The sequence below is a fragment of the Streptomyces shinuiensis genome (assembly GCF_043660855.1).
Classification (GTDB): domain Bacteria; phylum Actinomycetota; class Actinomycetes; order Streptomycetales; family Streptomycetaceae; genus Streptomyces.
Window position 1 is genome coordinate 5,287,659 of record NZ_JBIHML010000001.1, and the last position, 19,972, is coordinate 5,307,630.

The following is a 19,972-nucleotide window of genomic DNA, read 5'->3' on the forward strand; positions in this document are numbered from 1 at the left end:
CGGCCGGAGGGGCCGCTCCCCACCCGCGGGGCGGATCACGGTTAAGGGGAACGGAGTCCGCGTTCGAGCGCGGCCCGCGCCGCGGCGACGTACGCCGAGGCGCGGGGCAGCTCGCGGAAGGCGTCGGCCATGGCCTCCAGTACCGCGGACAGGGCGTGGACGGGCAGGTTCCGGGCGGTCATGATCCGGCCCGTCCACGCGGTGAAGCCCTCGAACAACCCCGGATCGTCGACGTACAGCGCGGCCACCAGGTACTCCACGACGCGCTGGAGATCCTCGACGGTGTACTCCCACCGGCGTCCGGTGTACTCCCGCAGTTGCGGGAACCGTTCGGGCAGCACCGCCATCACGTCGTCGACGAGCCGACGGCGGGCCTCGTCGACCAGGGCGTGCTCGCGGTCGGCCAGATGCGGCAGCGCCTCCTCGGCGGTCGGGGGGAGCGCGGACGGGGGCGGGATGCCCGCCGCGAGGCGTTCGGCCGCGCCGCGGGCGCTGCCGGCCCAGCCGTCGGCGCCCAGCAGACGGGCGTAGCGGCCGTCCGGGCCGAACCCGGCGCCTCCCGCCAGTACGGGCACACCGGCGGCCCGGCAGGCGGTGACGGCCGCGTGGGCGACGGGCAGGCGTACGGGCAGGGAGCACGACAGGGCCACCGCGTCCGGGCCGGTGGAGTGCAGATGGGACACCAGTTGCCGGATGGACACATGGGCCCCGAGGAAGTCCACGTGCCAGCCGCGCAGCCGCAGCACCTCGGCGACCAGCCGGGCGGGCAGCGTGTGCCACTCGCCGTCGGCGCAGGCCACGGTGACCCGGCCGAGCCGGGCCGGGACCCGGGCCGCCGGATGGCCGGCGACCGCGGTGACGGCGCGGTCGCTGACGGCGGTGGCCGCGTGCTCCTGGGAGACGGTGAGCCGGTTCTCCGCCCAGCGCACGCCGACCTGCCGCTGCGCGGGCGCGATGACCTCCAGCAGGACGTCCTCGGGAGCGAAGCCCCGGTCCAGCGCCTCGGTGACCTGGGCGACGGCCCAGTGCTCGTCCGCGTTCTCCAGCGCCGTCCAGAAGTTCTCCATCCGGCTCCCGAGGGACTCCGCCCCCGGGCTCACCGGTCGTCTCCCGAACGGACGGTCCCGCCCACCGCGCTCAGCGGGGTGCGGTGGGCCGCGGTGACGGCCACCAGCGCGATGTCGTCGTGTTCCCGGCCCGCCAGCCACTCGGAGGTGAGCATCCCGACGCGCTCGACGACGGCCTGGGCGTGCAGGCCCGCGCAGGAGCCCAGCGCGTCGGCCAGGCGCTCCTCCCCGAACATCTCGCCGTAGGGCCCGCCCCTGGCCTCGGTGACGCCGTCGGAGTACAGCAGGCAGGTCTCCCCGGGCAGGAGGGTGGTGGAGCAGGTGGTCGCGGAAGCATCCGGCAGCACGCCGATCAGCGTGCCCGAGGTGCGGGCGGCCTCCACCGTCCCGTCGCGCCGCAGGATCAGCGGCGGCGGATGCCCGGCCGAGGTCAGCCGCAGGGTGACCCGGCCGGTGCCGGGGTCCGGGGCGCCGAACGAGGCGAGCACCAGAGTGACGAACCGGTTCTGGGGGCCGCTCAGCAGCGCGCGGTTGAGCAGGTCCAGCAGCCGTACGTGGTCGGACTCGACCAGCCGCAGCGCCGCGAGCGTGTTGCGGACCTTCCCCGTCAGAACGGCCGCCTCCGGGCCCTTGCCGGCCACGTCGCCGAGCACGACGTCGGTCTCCCGGCCGGGCCCGCCGGCCGGGTGCACGTCGTAGAAGTCGCCACCGACGCTCTGGGCGCCCTGGGCGGGTCGGTAGGCCCCGGCCAGCTCCACGCCCTCCGGATGCTCCAGTGTGGGCGGCAGCAGCTCACGCTGGAGCACGGCGACGGTGGCGACCTGCTCCGCGTAGAGCGCGGCGGCCGAGATCGCCGCACCGGCGCGGGCGGCGAAGATCCGCGTCACGGTGTCGTCCCCCGGGTCGGCGTCCTCGCTCCCGGCACGGCGCAGCAGCACCATCGCCCCGGCGATCTCGCCGCTGCCCGGCAGCGGGACGACCGTCGGCGAGGCCGGGCGGCCGAACCCCTCGGGCAGCAGCCACGCGGGGACCCGGCCGGGGTCGACGGACCGGAAGGACAGCGGCGGGAAGCCCGCCAGTGCCTCGGCCAGCCCCGGCATCTCCTCCGGGGACGCGGACAGGGTCTCCTCCTCCAGCCGCCCGTCGGAGACCGCCCGGGTCACCTCCGGGCGGCGGTCCCGCGACAGGCGGACCACGACGGCGGCGTCGGCGAGGTGGCCGGCCGCCAGCCGGGCGGTCGTCACCACGCACCTGCGCGGGTTGAGCGAGGCCTGGAGCCGGGCGGAGGCCCGGGCCAGGAAGGCGGTGCTCTCCCGTTCCGACCGCAGCGACCGCTCGGCGTCCTCCCGGCCGGTGACGTCCGACAGCCACCAGGCGGTGTGCCCGTCCGGCAGAGGAGCGGCGTGCGCGGTGAAGGCACGCCCCCGGAGGGGCCCGTGCGCCGTCGCTGCCGTAGTCGCCGTCTTCGCCCCGGACGTCTCGGCTGCCTCGGTCGTCTCGGCGTCCGGCCCGCCGTGTCCGCGGCCTGCGGCGGCGACCAGCCAGTCGGGCGCCATGCCTGTGTCCAGCGGGACCCCGGGGACGAGACCGGGCAGCAGGGCGCGCGCCGCGGCGTTCACCAGCGACACCCGTCCCCGCCGGTCCACCGCGACCACCGGCGCCGGCGCCGACTCGACCGCCGGCTCGGCCAGGCCGCGGTGATGCGGGGCCGCGGGCCCGTCACCGCCGCCGGTCCGGGCGTGGTCGTCCCCGGGGACGTCTGGGAAGAGAGGAGGGTTGCTCACGGAAGAACAGGGGCACGGCACCCGAGGTGCTCCGCCCGGTCCCCCCTTCGACGGTCGGCGCAGATGGACGGTTGCTCTCTGCCAAGATTCTCGCGGAGGGGGTGACGGGCGCAAACCCGTCCCACCACGCCCCCCGCCACCGGCCCGCGCGGGCCCCGACCGCCTCCACCTCCCTCCCGTACCCCCGGGCCGGGACCTCACCCCGGCTCCTGGGTGCGGGGGCCGCGGTCGGAGGCGGGCCACACATACGGCAGGCCGGCCGGCACACCGGGGAACAGGGGCGCGTAGTGGTCGGGATCCTTGCGGACCAGGGAGGAGCGGTGGCTGCGGTGGAAGGAGGGCTCGCCCAGCCAGGGCGGCAGCTCACCGGCCGCCCCCAGTTCCCCCTGGGAGCGGGGAACGGCGATGCCGGTCGCGTGCCGCAGATCGGTCAGCATCGTGGCCTCGCAGGTGTCGGCGCGCCCCGCCAGCCGCCAGTGGCGGCAGATCTCCATGCCGTAGCGGACCAGTGCCTCCTCGTAACCCGTCCACATGCGCACGGCCGGGTGCCGGGCCCAGCCGTAGCCGGGCACGGTCAGGGCACGCAGCGCCTGCAGGGCCTCCACCCGCTGCTTCCCCAGCCGCCGGGCGTCGAGCACACGGGCGGTCCCGGCGAAGTCGGAAAGCGGCAGGAACGTCTGCACGGTGTCCCATCCATCCCTTCCGTCCCCCGCGGCGCGGACTGCGATCATCGCAGTCCGCGCCGCGCGCCGCAGTCGGGAGGCGGCCGACCGGGTGCCCGGCCTACCGCCTCCCGGAGCACCGCCCGCAGCGCCGCCGGATCAGTCCTCGCGGGCGTCGACGACGCGGCGGATCTTGCCCACCGAGCGCTCCAGGGTCTCCGGATCGACGACGTCGACATCGACGGTGATGCCGATCCCGTCCTTGACGTCCCGGGCGATCGCCGCGGCCGCGTCCGTGCGCTGCTCGGGCCCGGCACCCGGGCGGGCCTCGACGCGTACGGTCATGTGGTCCATCCGGCCCCGGCGGGTGAGCCGTATCTGGAAGTGCGGTGCGACGCCGGGGACCCGCAGCAGGATCTCCTCGACCTGGGTGGGGAAGACGTTGACCCCGCGCAGGATGATCATGTCGTCGCAGCGGCCTGTGACCTTCTCCATGCGCCGGAAGGCCGGGCGCGCGGTGCCCGGCAGCAGCCGGGTCAGATCGCGGGTGCGGTAGCGGACGACCGGCAGGGCCTGCTTGGTCAGCGAGGTGAACACCAGCTCTCCCTCCTCGCCGTCGGGCAGCACCTCGCCGGTGACCGGGTCCACGACCTCCGGGTAGAAGTGGTCCTCCCAGACGTGCAGCCCGTCCTTGGTCTCCACGCACTCCTGCGCGACCCCGGGACCCATCACCTCCGACAGCCCGTAGATGTCCACAGCGTGCAGCCCGGCGCGTTCCTCGATCTCGCGGCGCATCCCCTCCGTCCACGGTTCGGCGCCGAAGATCCCGACCTCCAGGGAGGAGTCGCGCGGATCGACGCCCTGGCGCTCGAACTCGTCGAGGAGGGCGAGCATGTATGAGGGCGTGACCATGATGATTTCGGGCCGGAGGTCCAGGATCAGCCGCACCTGCCGGGCCGTCATCCCGCCGGAGGCCGGTATGACGGTGCAGCCCGCCCGCTCGGCCCCGTAGTGCGCGCCGAGCCCGCCGGTGAACAGGCCGTAGCCGTAGGCGACGTGCACCTTGTGCCCGGGGCGGCCGCCGGCGGCCCGGATGGAGCGGGCGACGACGTCCGCCCACACCTCCAGGTCGTCCTCGGTGTAACCGACCACGGTGGGGCGTCCGGTGGTGCCGCTGGAGGCGTGCAGCCGGCGCACCCGCGACATCGGGACGGCGAACATGCCGTAGGGGTAGGTGTCGCGCAGACCGGCCTTGGTGGTGAACGGGAAGCGCGCGAGGTCTGCCAGGGAGCGGCAGTCCTCCGGCGTGACGCCCGCCTCCTCGAAGGCGTGCCGGTAGTGCTCCACGTTGTCGTACGCGTGCCGCAGGGTGGAGCGGAGCCGGTCGAGCTGGAGGGCGCGCAGCTCCTCGCGGTCCATCCGCTCGGCCGCGTCCAGCGAGTCGGGGGCGGGCGCCCGGCCCGGTCGCGGGGCCGGGCCGGCGGCCGGCCCGCCGCTCATGACGACTCCTTCCCCGCCGTGGCGCCGCGTTCGCCCGTGCCGCGTTCGCCGACGGCGCGGCTGCGTCCGCGGAACTCGGCGATCACCAGGCCGTCCGCCTCCCGCAGGACGGTCACGTCGTAGACGCCGCTGCGGCCGAAGCGGGCGCGCTCCTCGGCGACGGCCAGCAGCACGTCGCCCTCGCGGGCGGGAGCGGTGAAGACGACGTCCGCGCCGGCCGCCACGGTCACCGGGCCGCGGCTGTTGCAGGCGCAGGCGAACGCTGTGTCGGCGAGTGTGAACAGAAAGCCGCCGTGGGCCACTCCGTGGCCGTTCACCATGTGCGCGGTCACCGTCATCCGCACCGCCGCCGAGCCGTCGCCGGCCCGGAGCAGCTCCATGCCCAGGCCCCGGGAGGCCCGGTCGGCGGCGAACATCCGCTGGGCGGGGCCCTGTCCGGCCTGCGTGAGCTGTGTCATGCGCCTCCACCACTTCCGTCGTGGGCCGTCGTCGGCCGTCATGGAGCACAGCGGGCCCGGCCCCGCGGCTCTTGAGCCCGACCGACCATTCGGTTAGCTTTGCGGCGACGCCAGATAAACCGACACCCGGACCCCCTGTCAAGGGACGGGACGCCCGCCGGTACGGTCGCCCTGCCCCCGCCGTGCGCCCCGGTGCCTGTGCGGCACACGCACGTGCTGACGGGCACACGCGGCGCGGCGGACACGGCGGGCACGGCAGCGGACGCGACAGACACGAGGAGAGCTCATGGCAGCGGCACCGGGAACCGTCGGCGTGGTGGGCGGCGGACGGATGGGCGCGGGCATCGCGCAGTCCTTCGCGACGGCCGGCTCGGCCGTGGTCGTCGTCGAGAGCGGTGAGGAGGCCGCCGCGGCGGCCCTGGAGCGCGTCGCCACCGGTCTGCGCCGGGCCGCCGAGCGCGGCAGGCTGGAGGAGCCCGCCGAGCGGGTCCTGGCACGCGTCACCACGGTCACCGCCGTGGACGACCTGCCCGTCGGCGCCGAACTGGTCGTCGAGGCCGTCCCCGAGGACCCCGCCCTCAAGGCCCGGCTGCTCGCCGCCGCGGAGAAGGCCGTGGGCGAGTCGACGGTGCTGGCCACCAACACCAGCTCCCTGTCAGTCACCGAACTCGGCACCGCGCTGGCCCGCCCCGAGCGGTTCCTGGGCATGCACTTCTTCAACCCCGTGCCCGCCTCCGCCCTGGTGGAGCTGGTCGTGGCCGGGCGGACCGCGGACGACACCGTGCGGGCGGCCCTGGAGTGGACCCGCGCACTGGGCAAGAAGGACGTCGTCGTCAGGGACTCGCCCGGCTTCGCCAGCAGCCGGCTGGGCGTGGCCCTCGGCCTGGAGGCGATCCGGATGGTGGAGGAGGGCGTCGCCGAGCCCGAGGCCATCGACGCCGCCATGAGCCTGGGCTACAAGCACCCGATGGGTCCGCTGCGGCTGACCGACCTCGTCGGCCTCGACGTGCGCCTGGCCATCGCCGAGTACCTCCACGGCACCCTGGGCGAGCGCTTCGCGCCGCCGGAGCTGCTGCGGGAGAAGGTCGCCCGCGGCGAGCTGGGCCGCAAGACCGGCCGCGGCTTCTACACCTGGGAGGACTGACACCCGGGAGGACCGACGCACCCCGGTTCCGGCCCCGCGAGTACAGCCGGCGGGCGGTCCGCCTCACCCGCAACGGATTCGGCATCAGGCCGGACGGACGCCTGTACGTGGCCGAAGTCGGCGAGATCCCGGTCCGCCGGCCCCGCGAGCCGCCGTCCGCGCCGTCCTCGGTCCGGGAGGGGCCCGGGCCCCTACGCCGGAGGAGGATCCAGCTGGTCGCTGATCGGGCAGATGCGCAGGGCCTGTTCGATGACGCGCCTGCGCCGGTCCCCCTCGGCGGAGGGCAGCGAGACGTCGGCGGTGGCGTCGAAGCGGTAGTGCTGGGCGCCGCCGTTGCTGAGCCGCACGCGGGCGGTCACCTCGCTGCCGGAGGGGTCCACACCCGTCTCGGTGGCCGCGATGACCAGCGCCTGGTGCAGACAGGTGGCCAGCGCGGCCGCGTAGAGCTGCTCGGCGTCGTACCCGTGCCCGCTGCCGCCCAGCTCGCCCGGGGCACCGACCGGGAGGCCGGCCCTCCCGGAGACGTCCACCCGGCCGGTGCCGTGCAGGGAGCGGGCCTGGGCGGTGTACAGATCCTGTTGGGTTGGGGCCATGGGGAAGGTCTACCCGTGCGCTCCGGCGGGAGGCGCCCCCGAACGCGTGACGCCCCGCGGGCGCCGGCCGGCCTCCCGCAGGCCCCGTGCCGGGCCCCCGCGTCAGCCCGCGTCCTCGGTGCGCATCCGCACCTCCTCGGCCAGCCTCTCCAGGCTCCGGTCGAGGGAGGTGCCGATCTCCTCCCGCGAGGGCGCATGGCCCTCGTCGAAGAAGGACAGGTGCACGGTCACCTCGCTGGCTCCGCTGCCGATGCCCGCCACCTGCAGCCAGCCCGCGTACGCGCCCTCGTCGCGGGTGCCCCACTCCGCCCGCAACTGCTCGGGCCGGGTGCGGAACAGGGCCCGGACGTCGTGCCCGGTGCGGTCCTCGTGCACGGTCACGGCCGGGGGATCCTCCACATGGGCGTGGAGGTCCGACGGAAGCCAGCGGTCCAGCCGCTCCGGATCGCTGACCTGGTCGAAGACCAGCTCGGGCAGGGCGGGCATGGTGCGGGAACGCTCGTACTCGCTCACCGGATCCCACTTTCGGGTCGTACGGCATCGGACCCGGCACTGCGTACCCCCATCCGGGCCGGGCATCCCCGCCTTCTCCGTCCGACCCGCTACCGGCGGGTCAGCCGAACCCGCCCGCCGCGTCCAGGATCCGCCCGGCGACCCCCACCGAGTCCACCAGCGGGTGCAGCGCCAGCGCCCGCAGCGCCGCCCCGCGCGACCCGGTGCGCGCCGCCTCGATCGCGGCCCGCTCGACGGCCTTGAGCGTGAGCATCAGGCCGAGCTGGTCGGCCGCCACGGCACCGGCCGCCAGCGGGTGCGCGCCGGAGGCGTCGACCAGGCACGGCACCTCGACCACCGCGTCGCCGTCCAGCCCGGGGACGGCGCCGAGGCCGGGGACGTTCAGGATCAGCGTGGTGCGCTCGTCCCGGGCGATCGCCCGCATCAGGGCCAGCGCCACCCGGTCGTAGCCGCCGCCCTCCAGATCGCAGCTGTCGCGCTCCCAGCCGCCGGAGGCCTCGCGGCTGTCGGCCAGATAGGTCTCCTCGCGCTCGCGGCGGGTGCGCTCCCACTCGCCGTACGCCTGCGCGGGGTCGTCCGGCCGCGCCAGCTCGTAGAAGCGGGACTGCTGGCCGCGCAGGAACTCGCCGCGCGTCTCCCGGGCCCCGCGGACGGCGGCCACCGCCTCGCGGTTGAAGTAGTAGTGGTGCAGGTACTCGTTGGGCAGCGCGCCCAGCGTCCGCAGCCAGTCGGCGCCGAACAGCCTGCCCTCCTCGAAGGAGGCGAGTGCGGCGGGGTCTGCCAGCAGTTCGGGCAGCCGGTCGCGGCCGTCCACCGTGAGGCGGCGCAGCCAGCCCAGGTGGTTCAGGCCCACGTAGTCGTAGCCGGCGCGGTCCGGGTCGGCGCCCAGGGCGCGCGCGGCGCGGCGGCACAGCCCGACGGGCGAGTCGCAGATGCCGACGACACGCTCGCCCAGGCCGCGCTCGCGCAGGACGGCGGCCATCGCCTCGGTCACCATCCCCGCCGGGTTGGTGAAGTTGATGGTCCAGGCGCCGGGAGCGACCTCGGCGATCCGTTCGGCGACGCGCACGGCCACCGGCAGGGTGCGCAGGCCGTACAGCACGCCTCCCGCGCCCACCGTCTCCTGCCCCAGCACCCCCTCGGCCAGCGGGATCCGCTCGTCGCGCACCCGGCCGGCCAGACCTCCGACCCGGATGGCGGAGAAGACGAAGTCGGCGCCGCGCAGCGCGTCGTCGAGGTCGGTGGTGGCGCGCAGCGCGGGGGGCCGGCCGGTGTGCCGGCCACGCTGGTGGGTGAGGACCGCGCCGATCGCGTCCAGCCGGGCGCGGTCGGTGTCGTACAGGACGAGTTCGGTGACGCGGCCGGCCCGGTCCCCGGAGTCCTCCAGCAGCGCCCGGTGCACCAGCGGCACCCGGAACCCGCCGCCGCCGATCACGGTGAGCCTCATGCCCGGCCACCTCCGGCAGCCGCTCCCGGCACGGTCCGCGGCACGGTCGTCACGACGTCATGTCTCACGCCGCCACGGTCTCACACCGGCCCCGCACCGGGGTACGGGCCGGCCGTCCGGCCGCTCAGCCGTGGTCGATCAGCTCCGCGTGCCCCTGCGTCCGCGCGCAGTGGGCGGAACAGAAGAACCGTCCGTCCGCCGACTGCGAACCGTGGCCCAGGATGCGGCACTGGCAGTTCTCGCAGATGGGCGCCATCCGGTGCGCCGCGCACTCCAGGCTGTCGAAGACGTGGACGGCGCCCGCCGCGCGCACCTCGAACGCCATCTCGTAGTCGTTGCCGCACACCTCGCACACGCTCATGACATGTGTCCCTTCCGCCGGTCGTCCGCTGGGTGGGTCAGCCGCAAGGATGGCGGCGGGCGCCCGGCGGCCCCTCCGCGACGCGGCGGCCGGGCTCCGACCGGCGCACCGCTACCACCCGCCCGGCCGACGCGCCGACGCGCCGGGGCGCGAACGGGATGACGTGCCCCCGACAATAAGGTCCGGGTTCCGGACATCTCCTCTCCGCCGGCGGGGCATGACTGGCCGTGACACCCACGGCGGGGCCCGGCAGGGCGCGCACCGACGGACCGGGAGGACGGGACGATGACGGCGACCGAGGAGGCCAGGGACGGAGAGGCCGCAGACGGGGAGGGCACGCCGCCCGCGTCACGGCGCGCGCTGGTGGCGGGATCGGTCGGCAACCTCATCGAGTGGTACGAGTTCGGGGTCTACGGCTATTTCGCGACCGTCATCGCCGCGCGGTTCTTCACCCCCGAGGGCGGGAGCGACGCCGAGGCACTGGTGAAGACCTACGCCTCCTTCGCCCTGGCCTTCTTCTTCCGCCCGGTGGGCGCGGCCCTGTTCGGCCGGATCGGCGACCGGATCGGCCGCCGCCCCACCCTGATCCTGGTGGTCCTGCTGATGACCGCCGCCACGGCGGCCATCGGCCTGCTGCCGACGTACGGCACCGTGGGCGCCGCCGCGCCGTGGCTGCTCACCCTCGCCCGCGTCGTCCAGGGGCTTTCGGCGGGCGGGGAGTTCGGCGGCGCGGTGTCGGTGATGACGGAGTTCGCGCCGCCCGGCCGGCGCGGGCTGTACGGGGCCTGGCAGTCGTTCACGGTGGCGCTGGGGCTGCTCGCCGGCGCCGGTCTGGCGGCCCTGCTGGCCGCGGTGCTCGGCGAGGCGGACCTCCAGCGGTGGGGCTGGCGGCTGCCGTTCCTGCTGGCCGTGCCGATGGGGCTGGCCGCACTGTGGCTGCGGCTGCGGCTGGAGGAGACACCCTCCTTCCGGCGAGCCTCCGGCGGTCCCACCGGCCACACGCACGGCGCGGGAGCGGCCTGCGCGCCACAAGGCGCGCCCCCGGCCCACGCCGTGGCGCCCCCGCCGTCCGCCGCCGCGACCCGGCGGGCCATCGGACTGGGCATCGGCCGTCTGATGGGCTGGTCCGCGGCCGGGTACACCTTCCTCGTCGTGATGCCCTCCTACCTCCAGAGCACCCTGGGGGCCTCCTTCCAGCAGGCGCTGCTGGCCACGGTCGTGGCCAACGCGGGCTTCGCGCTGGCGATCCTCCCCGCCGGGGCGCTCAGCGACCGGATCGGACGGCGGGCGGTGATGGCCGCGGGCACGGTCGCGCTGATCGCCCTCGCCCTCCCCCTGCTCAACCTCCTCCAGGACCCGGACGCCTCCTCGGCGGCCAGGGCGGCGGCGGTGTTCGCAGCCGGCGCGGCGGTGGGGCTGCTGGCCGGGCCCGGCCCGGCGATGCTCGCCGAGATGTTCCCCACCACCGTCCGCTACACCGGTCTGGGGCTGGCGTACTCGCTGTCCAACGCGGTGTTCTCCGGCTCGGCCGGGCTCATCATCACCGAGCTGATCAAGCGCACCGGCGACGCCGACATCCCCGCGCTGTACGTGATGGCCGTCTGCGCGGTGGGCCTGCCGGCGCTGCTCACGCTGCGCGGCGACGACCACCGGCGCGCGCTGCGGGACTGACCGGGCACGGACGGCGGGCACGGACAGGGACGGCACGAAGGACGAGGAGGGCACGGGCATGAGGGTGATCGGACTGATGTCGGGGACGTCCTGCGACGCGATCGACGCGGCGGCCGCCGATCTGCGGATCGAGGGTGACACCGTCGTCCTGACGCCGCTGGGCGACCGCGAGTGCGTCTTCCCCGGAGGGCTGCGCCGCGAACTGCTCGCGGCACTCCCGCCGTCGTCCACCACCATGGCCGCGGTCTGCCGGCTCGACACCCTCCTCGGGCAGGCCCTCGCCGCGGCGGCCGACCGCGCCGACCGCGAACTGTGTTCCGGAAGTGCGGAGTTGGTCGTCTCACACGGGCATACCTGTTACCACTGGACGGAGGACGGCCGGGTCCGCGGCACCCTCCAGCTCGGCCAGCCCGCCTGGATCGCCGAACGCACCGGCCGCACGGTCGTCTCCGACCTGCGCCCCCGCGACGTGGCCGCCGGCGGGCAGGGCGCGCCGCTGGTGAGCGCCCTGGACGTGATGTGGCTGCGCGGCCGGCCGGGGACGCCCGTCGCCCTCAACCTGGGCGGCATCGCCAACATCACGGTGGCGCACGGGGCGCACGGCCCGCTGGCGTACGACACCGGGCCCGCCAACGTGCTGCTCGACACGGCCGTTCGGGAGCTGACCGGGGGGCGCGCCGACCACGACGCGGACGGCGCGCTGGCCGCCGCGGGCGCCGTCCGCGGGCCGCTGCTGGACAGACTGCTGGCCGAGCCGTACTACACCCGGCCCGCGCCCAGGACCACCGGCCGGGAGCTGTTCAACGCCGCCTATCTGCGCACCGCCCTGGCCGGCTTCGGACAACTGCCCGCCGAGGATGTGCTGGCCACCCTCACCGAGCTGACCGCCCGCACCGTCGCCGACGCCGTACGCGCCGCCGGCGGCACCGAGGTGATCACCTCGGGCGGCGGCACCCGCAACCCCGTGCTGCTGGCCCGGCTCGCCCGCGCCCTGGACGGGATCCCGGTGCGCGTGTCCGACGAGCTCGGCCTGCCTTCCGGGGCCAAGGAGGCGCACGCCTTCGCGCTGCTGGGTTTCCTCACGGCCCTCGGCCTGCCCGGCACGCTCCCGGCCTGCACCGGCGCGCGCCACGCCCGGGTGCTGGGGTCGATCACACCGGGCCGGGGCGGGCCGCTGCCGCGCCCCTGGGGCGGTCCGGCGCCCGTACGGCTCCATGTGGCCTGAACCGGACCTCCGCACGATCCTCAAATTCGCATCCAGGATGCGCATTGATACCGTCATCGCATGCGGTTGACGAAGTTCACCGATCTGGCGCTGCGTGTGGTGATGCGCCTGGCGGTGATGGACGAGGGCGACGTCCCCACCTCCCGGGAGGTCGCCGAATCGGTGGCCGCGCCGTACACGCACGTGTCCAAGGTGGTGAGCCGGCTCCAGCACATGGGCGTGCTGGAGGCCCGGCGGGGCAGGGGCGGCGGGCTGGAGCTGACCTCCCGCGGCCGGGAGGCCTCCGTCGGCCGGCTCGTCCGGCAACTGGAGGGCGCCGGTGACGTGGTGGGCTGCGAGGACCCGTCCGCGCCGTGCCCGCTGCGCGGCGCGTGCCGCCTGCGGACCGCGCTGCACGAGGCCCAGGAGGCGTTCTACGCGACGCTCGACCCGCTGACGGTGCGGGATCTGGTGGGCGGGCGGGCGGGGCCCGTGATGCTCCGTCTGCTCACCGGCCCGCCGTCCCCCGCGTAGCCGCCCGGGCCCGATCCGTACCCGATCCAGCCGCGAACCGACCGAGGTGCCGTGGAGTGATTCCGCGCGCCCTGAAACTCGCATCTTCTGTGCGAATTAAGGAGTCAGTGATGCTGTCCGAGAAGTCCACCGCCGTCGTACGCGCCACCCTGCCGGCCATCGGAGCCGCCATCGGCGACATCACCCCGGTCTTCTACCGCAGGATGTTCGCCGCCCACCCCGAGCTGCTGCGCGACCTGTTCAACCGGGGCAACCAGGCCAACGGCACCCAGAGCCGCGCACTGGCCGGCTCCATCGCCGTCTTCGCCACCATGCTGCTGGAGCACCCCGACCGCCGCCCCGACGCGATGCTGGCCCGTATCGCCCACAAGCACGCGTCCCTGGGCATCACGGCCGACCAGTACACGATCGTCCACCGCCATCTGTTCGACGCCATCGCCGAGGTCCTGGGAGAGGCGGTCACGCCCGAGGTGGCCGAGGCGTGGGACGAGGTGTACTGGCTGATGGCCGGAGCCCTGATTGCCATGGAGGCGCGGCTGTACGCGGCGAGCGGACTCGGCGACGGGGACGTGTGGCGGCCCTGGAGGGTGATCGGCCGCATGGAGGAGACCGCCGAGGTGGCGACCTTCATGCTCCGCCCGGCCGACAGCCGCCCGGTGCCGCCCTTCCGGCCGGGGCAGTACGTCTCCGTCCAGGTCACCCTGCCCGACGGGGCGCGGCAGATCCGCCAGTACAGCCTCTCCTGCGCCCCCGACGGCGACGACCGCTGGATATCGGTCAAGCGCGTCGACGGCGCCCTGGCCGGCGAGGTCTCCAACTGGCTGCACGAGAACGTCCGCGAGGGTGATGTGCTCACCGTCGGCGCCCCCTTCGGCGACGTGGCGCTGGAGGACGGCGACGACCCGGTCCTGCTCGCCTCGGCGGGGATCGGCTGCACTCCGATGGTTGGCATGCTGGCCCATCTGGCCGCCACCGGATCCCCGCGCCGCACGACCGTGGTGCACGGCGACCGAACCGAGTCCTCGCACGCCTTCCGCGAGCAGACGGAACTGCTCACCGCCAAGCTGTCCGACGCCGCCCTCCACGTCTGGTACGAGCGCCCCGAGGGCGAGTGGCCGGCCGAGCGCACCGGACTGGTCGACCTGTCGGGCGTCGAGATCCCCGAGGGGGTCCGCGCCTACCTGTGCGGGCCGGTGCCGTTCATGCGCTCGGTGCGCACCCAGCTGCTGGAGCGCGGCGTCCCCGCCTCCCGCATCCACTACGAGTCCTTCGGACCCGACCTGGGCCTCGACGCCGACTGAGCAGGCCGGCCGGGCAGGCCGGCCGGGACACCGCTCCGGCGTCCCGCCACAGGCCGCCGCGCTCTTCAGCGTGCGGCGGCCGAGGCCCTCAGGGCGGCGACCACCTCCTCGTCGCCCACCTGGTGGAAGTCCTCGTACCACTGCCCGACCCCCTGGAAGGACGGCGGCGTCTCCAGGCACACCAGGAGGTCGGCCACCCCCTCCATCGCCGCGGCCGCCTGTACGGAGGAGACCGGGACGGCCAGGACCAGCAGCTCCGGCTCCAGGACACGGGCGGCGTGCAGCGCGGCGCGCGCGGTGACGCCGGTGGCCAGCCCGTCGTCGACGACCACCGCAGTGCGGCCCCGAAGCTCCAGGGCGGGACGGCCGCCGCGGTACAGGTGCTCGCGGCGGCGCAGCTCCGCCCGCTCCCGCCCGACCTGCCCGGCCAGGTCCCCGGCCGTCAGGCCGAGCATCCGCAGGGACTGCTCGTCGAACAGCGGCGGACCCCCGCCCGCCACGGCCCCGACGCCGAACTCCGGGTTGAACGGCGCGCCGATCTTGCGGGCGACCAGTACGTCCAGCGGTGCGTGCAGTGCGCGGGCGACCTCATCGCCCACGGGAACGCCGCCCCGGGGGAGGGCCAGGACCAGCGGGTCCCCGATCTCTCCGGCGCGCTGGAGGTCCCGCAGCGGCTCGGCGAGCATCCGGCCCGCCTGCGTGCGGTCGTGGAAGCGCATGATCTGTCTCCCTTCGCTTCCGGCGGCCCCGCCGCCCGGAGGCCGGACACCGGTGCGGCAGCGGCGGGACGGCTCACCCGGGCACCGTCTCCCGGGCCATCCGGACGAACCAGTCGCGGGCCGCGGCGGCGGCCTGGTCGAGGGTGCCGGGCTCCTCGAACAGATGGGTGGCGCCGGGCACCACGTGCACCGTGCACGGGGCCGACAGCCGTGAGGCCGCCTGCTCGTTCAGCCGCAGCACCTCGCGGTCCTCGCCGCCGACGATCAGCAGGACGGGCGCGGAGACCCGGTCCAGGGCGCCGCCCGCGAGGTCGGGCCTGCCGCCCCGGGAGACCACGGCCCGCACCCGGCCGGGCTGCTCGGCCGCGGCCACCAGGGCCGCGGCGGCGCCGGTGCTGGCCCCGAACAGGCCGATCGGCAGCCGGGCGGTGCCCGGACGGCCGCCGAGCCAGTCGACCGCCGCCACCAGGCGCCGCGCGAGGAGGGGGATGTCGAAGCGGTACTCGGCGGTGACCATGTCCGTCCGCTCCTCGTCCTCGGTGAGCAGGTCGAACAGGAGAGTGCCCAGCCCGGCGTCCTGCAGGACCCCGGCCACCGCCCGGTTGCGCGGACTGTGCCGGGAGCTGCCGCTGCCGTGGGCGAAGGCCACGACGCCGCGGGCCCCGTCGGGCACGGTGAGGTCCCCGGTCAGGGCGGCTCCCGCGTCGGTCGGGATCCTCAGTGTCTGGGGGAGCATCGGCCACCTCCCGTGCTGTGGGGATCGGTGCGCCGCCGGGGTACCCGCCGGTCGCGGCGGTATGCGTCCGGAGGCGGGCCCGGCGCCCTACCGGCCCGCCCCGCCCGCCGGTGCCCGTTCCTCCTCTCGCCCTCCCGGCCCTCCCGGCTCCCGCTTTTCCCGCGGCTCCCCGGCGTCCTCGGGCCCGAACAGCGAGATCGAGCCGTACTCGCCGTCGTAGCCGGGCTCGCGCCGTACCCGGTCGGCGCGCAGCCGCTCGATCGCCTCGGCCGTCTCCGGCTCGCCCGCCTCGCGCACCCGGCTCACCGGCACCTGGAGCAGTAGCGGCAGCTCCGGGCCCAGCGCGGCGGTCAGACCCTCCAGAGCCCGCCCGACGGCCTTGGTCTTCGGCCCGACCCCGAGGACCTCGCCCGTGATCTCCGGCAGCGGGACGATCCTCAGTGCCTCCCCGCCGGTGGACGGCCTCCGCCCGGGGGGACGGTCGGCCAGCTCCTCGACCCGGTGGAGCACACCGACGGTCGGCTTCCTGCCGCACACCGGGCACCTGCCGCCGAGCGCCCTGGTCTCGGCCGGCTCCAGCCGCACCCCGCAGGCACGGTGCCCGTCCAGGTGGTACTTGCCCGCCTCCGGGTACAGATCCACGGTGCCGGCGTACCCCTGACCGGTCTCCAGGGCGCGGCGGATCGCGAAGTAGTCCAACCCGGTGTCGAACACGGTGGCGTTGCGGCCCAGGACGGGCGGGGAGTGCGCATCCGAGTGGCTGACCAGCCGGAGGCGGTCCAGGCGGGAGACCCGCCAGTTCATCTCCGGATCCGAGGACAGGCCCGTCTCCAGTGCGAAGACGTGCCCGGCCAGGTCGCCGTAGCACTCGTCCACGCCGTCGAAGCCGGACTTCGAGCCCAGGACGCCGAACCAGGGCGTCCAGGCGTGCGCCGGGACCAGATAGGAGCCCTCGCCGCAGGACAGGACGGCCTCCAGCAGATCGCGGGAGTCCATCGCCAGGGCGGGCCGCCCGTCCGAGGCGAGGTCGCCGTACGGGGACAGGGCGCGGGCCAGGCGCCCGGCCGCGTCGAAGCCGGGCGCGTAGCACAGGTGGTGGATCCTGCGACCCCGGTCGCCGCGCCGGTAGTTCGTGGCGACCTCCACCTGGAGCAGGAAGCGCAGCGGGCCGCGGCATGAGGGCGGCAGGGCCTCCAGCACCTCGTGGTCGAGGTCGTCGCGCAGCCGGAACAGGCCCGGCTCCGCGGGCACCAGCGACTCGCGCAGCACCTCCGCCCACACGGGGTGGAGGAAGTCGCCGGTGCCCAGCACGGTGATCCCCTTGCGCCGCGCCCACCAGGCCAGGTGCGGCAGATCGCTGTTGCGGCTGCACGCCCTGCTGTACCGGGAGTGCACGTGCAGGTCGGCGTAGTAGCGCATGTACCCACGCGTGCCCGGGAAGCGCGGCGGCATGACGGGGGCGCGGACGAGGGTACGGACGAGGGTACGGACGGGGGCGTCGCGGGCCGGTGCTAGGTTGGCCGTGGCGCCCCGCGCCCCGGACGAGCGCGCCGTACCCGGCAGGACAAGACGGCGCAGGTCATACGCGGCAAAGCGACATCACCTGCGGAGGGTCACGTCATGGCGTGGGTCGTACTGGTCGTCTCGGGGCTCCTGGAGGCGGTGTGGGCCGCGGCGCTCTCGGCGTCGCACGGCCTCACCCGCCTCAGGCCCGGCGTGCTGTTCGTCGTCGCCCTCGCCCTGAGCATGGGCGGCCTGGCCTACGCGATGCGCGGCATCCCCATCGGCACCGGGTACGCGGTGTGGGTCGGGATCGGGGCGGTCTGCACGGCGCTGTACGGGATGGTCGCGCTGGGTGACCCCGTGTCCGCCGGACGTGTGCTCTGCCTGGTGCTGATCGTCGCCGGTGTCGTGGGTCTGAAGATCCTGGAGTGAGTGCGGTGGGTCCCGGCCCGCTCGGCCGGGATCCACCGCACAGGGCCGGAGCAGCCCTCAGCGGGACGTGTCGCCCTTGCCGGGGGATCCCTTCTTCCGCCAGGTGCGTCCGGCGCGCCCGGTCGTGGACGGGTCGACCCGCCCCTTGGCGGTCTCGCCGGACAGGTGGCGGACGTGCTCCTTGGCGACCTGCCTGAGTCGCCTGTCCTTCTCGTGCTGCTCTTCCTTGTGGCGGCGTTTGAACATGGTGCCTCGCTCCCTGCCTCGTACGGGCTGCGCGTGCGGGCCGTACGGGCAGCCCGTTGTGGGCGTTCCGCGCTACGCGGTTCCCCGCACCCGGGTGTCCATGCCTCCTCGGTGGGGAGCAGCTGGAACGGGGAGCCGGAATAGGCGGGGGAGCCAGGCTGTTCGATAAAGTGATTGAACAGTCAACTATTGGGATGTGAGTGCAGTGCAGTTCGGAATCTTCACCGTGGGCGACGTCACCCCGGACCCGACCACGGGCCGGACGCCCACCGAGCACGAGCGCATCAAGGCCATGGTCGCCATCGCGCTCAAGGCCGAGGAGGTGGGCTTGGACGTCTTCGCCACCGGTGAGCACCACAACCCGCCCTTCGTGCCCTCCTCGCCGACGACCATGCTCGGCTGGATCGCCGCCCGCACCGAGCGCCTGATCCTGTCGACCTCCACCACCCTGATCACCACCAATGACCCGGTCAAGATCGCGGAGGACTTCGCGATGCTTCAGCACCTGGCCGACGGGCGCGTGGACGTGATGCTGGGCCGCGGCAACACCGGACCGGTCTACCCCTGGTTCGGGCAGGACATCCGCCAGGGCGTCCCGCTGGCCGTCGAGAACTACGCGCTGCTGCACAAACTGTGGCGCGAGGACGTGGTGGACTGGCAGGGCCGTTTCCGCACCCCCCTGCAGGGCTTCACCTCCACCCCGCGCCCGCTCGACGGCGTCCCGCCGTTCGTCTGGCACGGCTCCATCCGCTCCCCGGAGATCGCCGAGCAGGCCGCCTACTACGGCGACGGCTTCTTCCACAACAACATCTTCTGGGACAAGGAGCACACCCGGCGCATGGTCTCCCTGTACCGGGAGCGCTACGCCCACTACGGCCACGGCACCGCCGAGCAGGCGATCGTCGGCCTCGGCGGCCAGGTGTTCATGCGGCGCGACTCCCAGGACGCCGTCCGCGAGTTCCGCCCCTACTTCGACAACGCGCCCGTCTACGGCCACGGGCCGTCGCTGGAGGACTTCACCGAGCAGACCCCGCTGACGGTGGGCAGCCCGCAGCAGGTCGTCGAGAAGACCCTCGCCTTCCGCGACTACGCCGGCGACTACCAGCGCCAGCTCTTCCTGATGGACCACGCCGGGCTGCCGCTGAAGACCGTGCTGGAGCAGATCGACATGCTCGGCGAGGAGGTCGTGCCCGTGCTGCGCGAGGAGTTCGCCGCCAGGCGCCCCGCGCAGGTGCCGGACGCACCCACGCACGCCTCCCTCGTCGCCCGCCGCGAGGCCGGGGCCGAAGCCGCGGCCCCCGGTGCCACGGCCTGACCCCACCGCCGCACCCCGCCCGGACACCACCGGGCACACCGGACGCCCCCGCACAGGACCTGTAGGAGCACAACCATGGAACCCATCCGGATCACGGCCGTCTCGGCCGGCCTCGGCCGCCCCTCCTCGACCCGCCTGCTCGCCGACCGGCTGGCGGAGTCGACCCGGCGGCACCTGGAGGGCGGGGAGCGCCCGGTCGAGGTGCAGGTGGTGGAACTGCGCGGCCTGGCCACCGACATCGCCCACAACCTGGTCACCGGCTTCCCCGGTCCCGCCCTGGCCGAGGCGGTCGGGGCCGTGACCGGCGCCGACGGCCTGATAGCGGTCACCCCCGTCTTCACCGCCTCCTACAGCGGTCTGTTCAAGTCCTTCTTCGACGTCATCGACAACACCGCGCTGCACGGCAAGCCGGTCCTGATGGCCGCGACCGGCGGCACGCCGCGGCACTCCCTGGTCACGGAGCACGCCATGCGCCCGATGTTCGCCTACCTGCGGGCGGTCACCGTCCCCACCGCCGTCTACGCGGCCTCCGAGGACTGGGGTGCCGGGGACGAGAGGGCCGGTGAGCTGTCCGCCCGGATCGGCCGGGCCGCGCGGGAGCTGGCGGAGCTGGCCGGCGGCCGGCCGCTGCCCGGTGACGGGACCGGCGGGGAGAATGCGATCGCGGGGGAGGCCGGCGGGGCGGGCGAGACCGTCGTCCCCTTCGCCCGGCACCTGGCCGCCCTCGGCCTCGACTGATCCGCCCGCGCCCCGCCCGCCGCGTCCGCCCGGGGCCGATACTG

The 19,972-nt window shown here is 74.9% G+C and carries 21 protein-coding genes and 1 riboswitch; of the genes, 8 read left to right on the forward strand and 13 right to left on the reverse strand.

Features of this window, described 5'->3' with window-relative positions:
• Positions 1-41: 41 nt before the first annotated feature.
• The 5 genes from ACGRHY_RS23960 to paaI all read right to left on the reverse strand — a co-directional run bounded on the left by ACGRHY_RS23960 (position 42) and on the right by paaI (position 5,471).
• Positions 42-1,100 carry a cobalamin-dependent protein gene (locus ACGRHY_RS23960; RefSeq protein ID WP_394637377.1) on the reverse strand — a complete coding sequence of 353 codons (1,059 nt, stop codon included), beginning with the start codon at positions 1,098-1,100 and terminating at the stop codon, positions 42-44.
• A complete protein-coding gene (locus ACGRHY_RS23965; RefSeq protein ID WP_394637378.1) occupies positions 1,097-2,851 on the reverse strand; it encodes a SpoIIE family protein phosphatase in 1,755 nt (584 codons plus the stop codon). Before ACGRHY_RS23965 ends, ACGRHY_RS23960 begins: the two co-directional genes overlap by 4 nt.
• A gap of 197 nt (positions 2,852-3,048) precedes the next feature.
• Positions 3,049-3,534: an MSMEG_6728 family protein gene (locus ACGRHY_RS23970; RefSeq protein WP_394637379.1), complete on the reverse strand. Its 486-nt coding sequence runs from the start codon at positions 3,532-3,534 to the stop codon at positions 3,049-3,051.
• Positions 3,535-3,672: 138 nt separating this feature from the next.
• Positions 3,673-5,013 carry a phenylacetate--CoA ligase PaaK gene (gene paaK, locus ACGRHY_RS23975; protein ID WP_394637380.1) on the reverse strand — a complete coding sequence of 447 codons (1,341 nt, stop codon included), beginning with the start codon at positions 5,011-5,013 and terminating at the stop codon, positions 3,673-3,675.
• Entirely contained in the window at positions 5,010-5,471 is a 462-nt protein-coding gene (gene paaI / locus ACGRHY_RS23980; RefSeq protein ID WP_394637381.1) for a hydroxyphenylacetyl-CoA thioesterase PaaI, read from the reverse strand. The genes paaK and paaI overlap by 4 nt, the downstream gene beginning before the upstream one ends.
• Before the next feature lie 286 nt (positions 5,472-5,757).
• On the opposite strand from paaI, the gene ACGRHY_RS23985 reads away from it, so the two are divergent.
• Positions 5,758-6,615: a 3-hydroxyacyl-CoA dehydrogenase family protein gene (locus tag ACGRHY_RS23985; protein ID WP_394637382.1), complete on the forward strand. Its 858-nt coding sequence runs from the start codon at positions 5,758-5,760 to the stop codon at positions 6,613-6,615.
• A 191-nt stretch (positions 6,616-6,806) separates the two neighbouring features.
• On the opposite strand, the gene ACGRHY_RS23990 is transcribed toward ACGRHY_RS23985, so the two are convergent.
• The 4 genes from ACGRHY_RS23990 to ACGRHY_RS24005 all read right to left on the reverse strand — a co-directional run bounded on the left by ACGRHY_RS23990 (position 6,807) and on the right by ACGRHY_RS24005 (position 9,529).
• On the reverse strand, positions 6,807-7,208 hold the full coding sequence (locus ACGRHY_RS23990) for an OsmC family protein (RefSeq protein ID WP_394637383.1): 402 nt from the start codon (positions 7,206-7,208) through the stop codon (positions 6,807-6,809).
• Positions 7,209-7,310: 102 nt separating this feature from the next.
• The gene (locus tag ACGRHY_RS23995; protein ID WP_394637384.1) at positions 7,311-7,721 is read right to left on the reverse strand and encodes an SRPBCC family protein; all 411 of its coding nucleotides are present in this window, start codon (positions 7,719-7,721) and stop codon (positions 7,311-7,313) included.
• A 100-nt stretch (positions 7,722-7,821) separates the two neighbouring features.
• Positions 7,822-9,168 (reverse strand): 6-phospho-beta-glucosidase, encoded by a 1,347-nt coding sequence (locus ACGRHY_RS24000; protein ID WP_394637385.1) that lies wholly within the window; start codon positions 9,166-9,168, stop codon positions 7,822-7,824.
• A gap of 124 nt (positions 9,169-9,292) precedes the next feature.
• Positions 9,293-9,529 carry a hypothetical protein gene (locus ACGRHY_RS24005; RefSeq protein WP_394637386.1) on the reverse strand — a complete coding sequence of 79 codons (237 nt, stop codon included), beginning with the start codon at positions 9,527-9,529 and terminating at the stop codon, positions 9,293-9,295.
• Between the two features lie 285 nt (positions 9,530-9,814).
• Between ACGRHY_RS24005 and ACGRHY_RS24010 the strand changes: the two genes are divergently transcribed.
• The 4 genes from ACGRHY_RS24010 to ACGRHY_RS24025 all read left to right on the forward strand — a co-directional run bounded on the left by ACGRHY_RS24010 (position 9,815) and on the right by ACGRHY_RS24025 (position 14,239).
• Positions 9,815-11,200: an MFS transporter gene (locus ACGRHY_RS24010; protein WP_394637387.1), complete on the forward strand. Its 1,386-nt coding sequence runs from the start codon at positions 9,815-9,817 to the stop codon at positions 11,198-11,200.
• Positions 11,201-11,258: 58 nt separating this feature from the next.
• Complete coding sequence (locus ACGRHY_RS24015) at positions 11,259-12,425, forward strand: anhydro-N-acetylmuramic acid kinase (protein ID WP_394637388.1); 1,167 nt, start codon at positions 11,259-11,261, stop codon at positions 12,423-12,425.
• Positions 12,426-12,485: 60 nt separating this feature from the next.
• Positions 12,486-12,938, forward strand: a complete 453-nt coding sequence (locus tag ACGRHY_RS24020) for an RrF2 family transcriptional regulator (RefSeq protein ID WP_394637389.1) — start codon at positions 12,486-12,488, stop codon at positions 12,936-12,938.
• 110 nt (positions 12,939-13,048) lie between these two features.
• Positions 13,049-14,239, forward strand: a complete 1,191-nt coding sequence (locus ACGRHY_RS24025; protein WP_394637390.1) for a globin domain-containing protein — start codon at positions 13,049-13,051, stop codon at positions 14,237-14,239.
• Positions 14,240-14,304: 65 nt separating this feature from the next.
• On the opposite strand, the gene ACGRHY_RS24030 is transcribed toward ACGRHY_RS24025, so the two are convergent.
• The 3 genes from ACGRHY_RS24030 to ACGRHY_RS24040 form a co-directional block, all read right to left on the reverse strand.
• Positions 14,305-14,958 (reverse strand): phosphoribosyltransferase, encoded by a 654-nt coding sequence (locus ACGRHY_RS24030; RefSeq protein WP_394637391.1) that lies wholly within the window; start codon positions 14,956-14,958, stop codon positions 14,305-14,307.
• Between the two features lie 73 nt (positions 14,959-15,031).
• Positions 15,032-15,694: a dienelactone hydrolase family protein gene (locus ACGRHY_RS24035; protein ID WP_394637392.1), complete on the reverse strand. Its 663-nt coding sequence runs from the start codon at positions 15,692-15,694 to the stop codon at positions 15,032-15,034.
• Positions 15,695-15,781: 87 nt separating this feature from the next.
• The gene (locus tag ACGRHY_RS24040; RefSeq protein WP_394637393.1) at positions 15,782-17,113 is read right to left on the reverse strand and encodes an endonuclease Q family protein; all 1,332 of its coding nucleotides are present in this window, start codon (positions 17,111-17,113) and stop codon (positions 15,782-15,784) included.
• A 97-nt stretch (positions 17,114-17,210) separates the two neighbouring features.
• Positions 17,211-17,273, forward strand: a riboswitch (guanidine-III (ykkC-III) riboswitch).
• A 41-nt stretch (positions 17,274-17,314) separates the two neighbouring features.
• Between ACGRHY_RS24040 and ACGRHY_RS24045 the strand changes: the two genes are divergently transcribed.
• A complete protein-coding gene (locus ACGRHY_RS24045) occupies positions 17,315-17,629 on the forward strand; it encodes a DMT family transporter (RefSeq protein WP_394637394.1) in 315 nt (104 codons plus the stop codon).
• 57 nt (positions 17,630-17,686) lie between these two features.
• Here ACGRHY_RS24045 and ACGRHY_RS24050 read toward each other — a convergent pair whose 3' ends face one another.
• Positions 17,687-17,875, reverse strand: coding sequence for a hypothetical protein (locus ACGRHY_RS24050; protein WP_394637395.1), 189 nt, complete (start codon positions 17,873-17,875; stop codon positions 17,687-17,689).
• 205 nt (positions 17,876-18,080) lie between these two features.
• Here ACGRHY_RS24050 and ACGRHY_RS24055 point away from each other — a divergent pair, with 205 nt between their 5' ends.
• Positions 18,081-19,190 carry an LLM class flavin-dependent oxidoreductase gene (locus ACGRHY_RS24055; protein WP_394638179.1) on the forward strand — a complete coding sequence of 370 codons (1,110 nt, stop codon included), beginning with the start codon at positions 18,081-18,083 and terminating at the stop codon, positions 19,188-19,190.
• 75 nt (positions 19,191-19,265) lie between these two features.
• Positions 19,266-19,928, forward strand: coding sequence for an FMN reductase (locus tag ACGRHY_RS24060; RefSeq protein WP_394637396.1), 663 nt, complete (start codon positions 19,266-19,268; stop codon positions 19,926-19,928).
• Positions 19,929-19,972: the final 44 nt, after the last annotated feature.

Coding starts and splice junctions, on each gene's coding strand:
- ACGRHY_RS24040 (WP_394637393.1), bottom strand. CDS start 17,113: ATGCGCTACTACGCCGACCTGCACGTGCACTCCCGGTACAGCAGGGCG.
- paaI (WP_394637381.1), bottom strand. CDS start 5,471: ATGACACAGCTCACGCAGGCCGGACAGGGCCCCGCCCAGCGGATGTTC.
- ACGRHY_RS24000 (WP_394637385.1), bottom strand. CDS start 9,168: ATGAGGCTCACCGTGATCGGCGGCGGCGGGTTCCGGGTGCCGCTGGTG.
- ACGRHY_RS24060 (WP_394637396.1), top strand. CDS start 19,266: ATGGAACCCATCCGGATCACGGCCGTCTCGGCCGGCCTCGGCCGCCCC.
- ACGRHY_RS23990 (WP_394637383.1), bottom strand. CDS start 7,208: ATGGCCCCAACCCAACAGGATCTGTACACCGCCCAGGCCCGCTCCCTG.
- ACGRHY_RS24020 (WP_394637389.1), top strand. CDS start 12,486: ATGCGGTTGACGAAGTTCACCGATCTGGCGCTGCGTGTGGTGATGCGC.
- ACGRHY_RS24045 (WP_394637394.1), top strand. CDS start 17,315: ATGGCGTGGGTCGTACTGGTCGTCTCGGGGCTCCTGGAGGCGGTGTGG.
- ACGRHY_RS24035 (WP_394637392.1), bottom strand. CDS start 15,694: ATGCTCCCCCAGACACTGAGGATCCCGACCGACGCGGGAGCCGCCCTG.
- ACGRHY_RS24010 (WP_394637387.1), top strand. CDS start 9,815: ATGACGGCGACCGAGGAGGCCAGGGACGGAGAGGCCGCAGACGGGGAG.
- ACGRHY_RS23985 (WP_394637382.1), top strand. CDS start 5,758: ATGGCAGCGGCACCGGGAACCGTCGGCGTGGTGGGCGGCGGACGGATG.
- paaK (WP_394637380.1), bottom strand. CDS start 5,013: ATGAGCGGCGGGCCGGCCGCCGGCCCGGCCCCGCGACCGGGCCGGGCG.
- ACGRHY_RS24025 (WP_394637390.1), top strand. CDS start 13,049: ATGCTGTCCGAGAAGTCCACCGCCGTCGTACGCGCCACCCTGCCGGCC.
- ACGRHY_RS24005 (WP_394637386.1), bottom strand. CDS start 9,529: ATGAGCGTGTGCGAGGTGTGCGGCAACGACTACGAGATGGCGTTCGAG.
- ACGRHY_RS24030 (WP_394637391.1), bottom strand. CDS start 14,958: ATGCGCTTCCACGACCGCACGCAGGCGGGCCGGATGCTCGCCGAGCCG.
- ACGRHY_RS24050 (WP_394637395.1), bottom strand. CDS start 17,875: ATGTTCAAACGCCGCCACAAGGAAGAGCAGCACGAGAAGGACAGGCGA.
- ACGRHY_RS24015 (WP_394637388.1), top strand. CDS start 11,259: ATGAGGGTGATCGGACTGATGTCGGGGACGTCCTGCGACGCGATCGAC.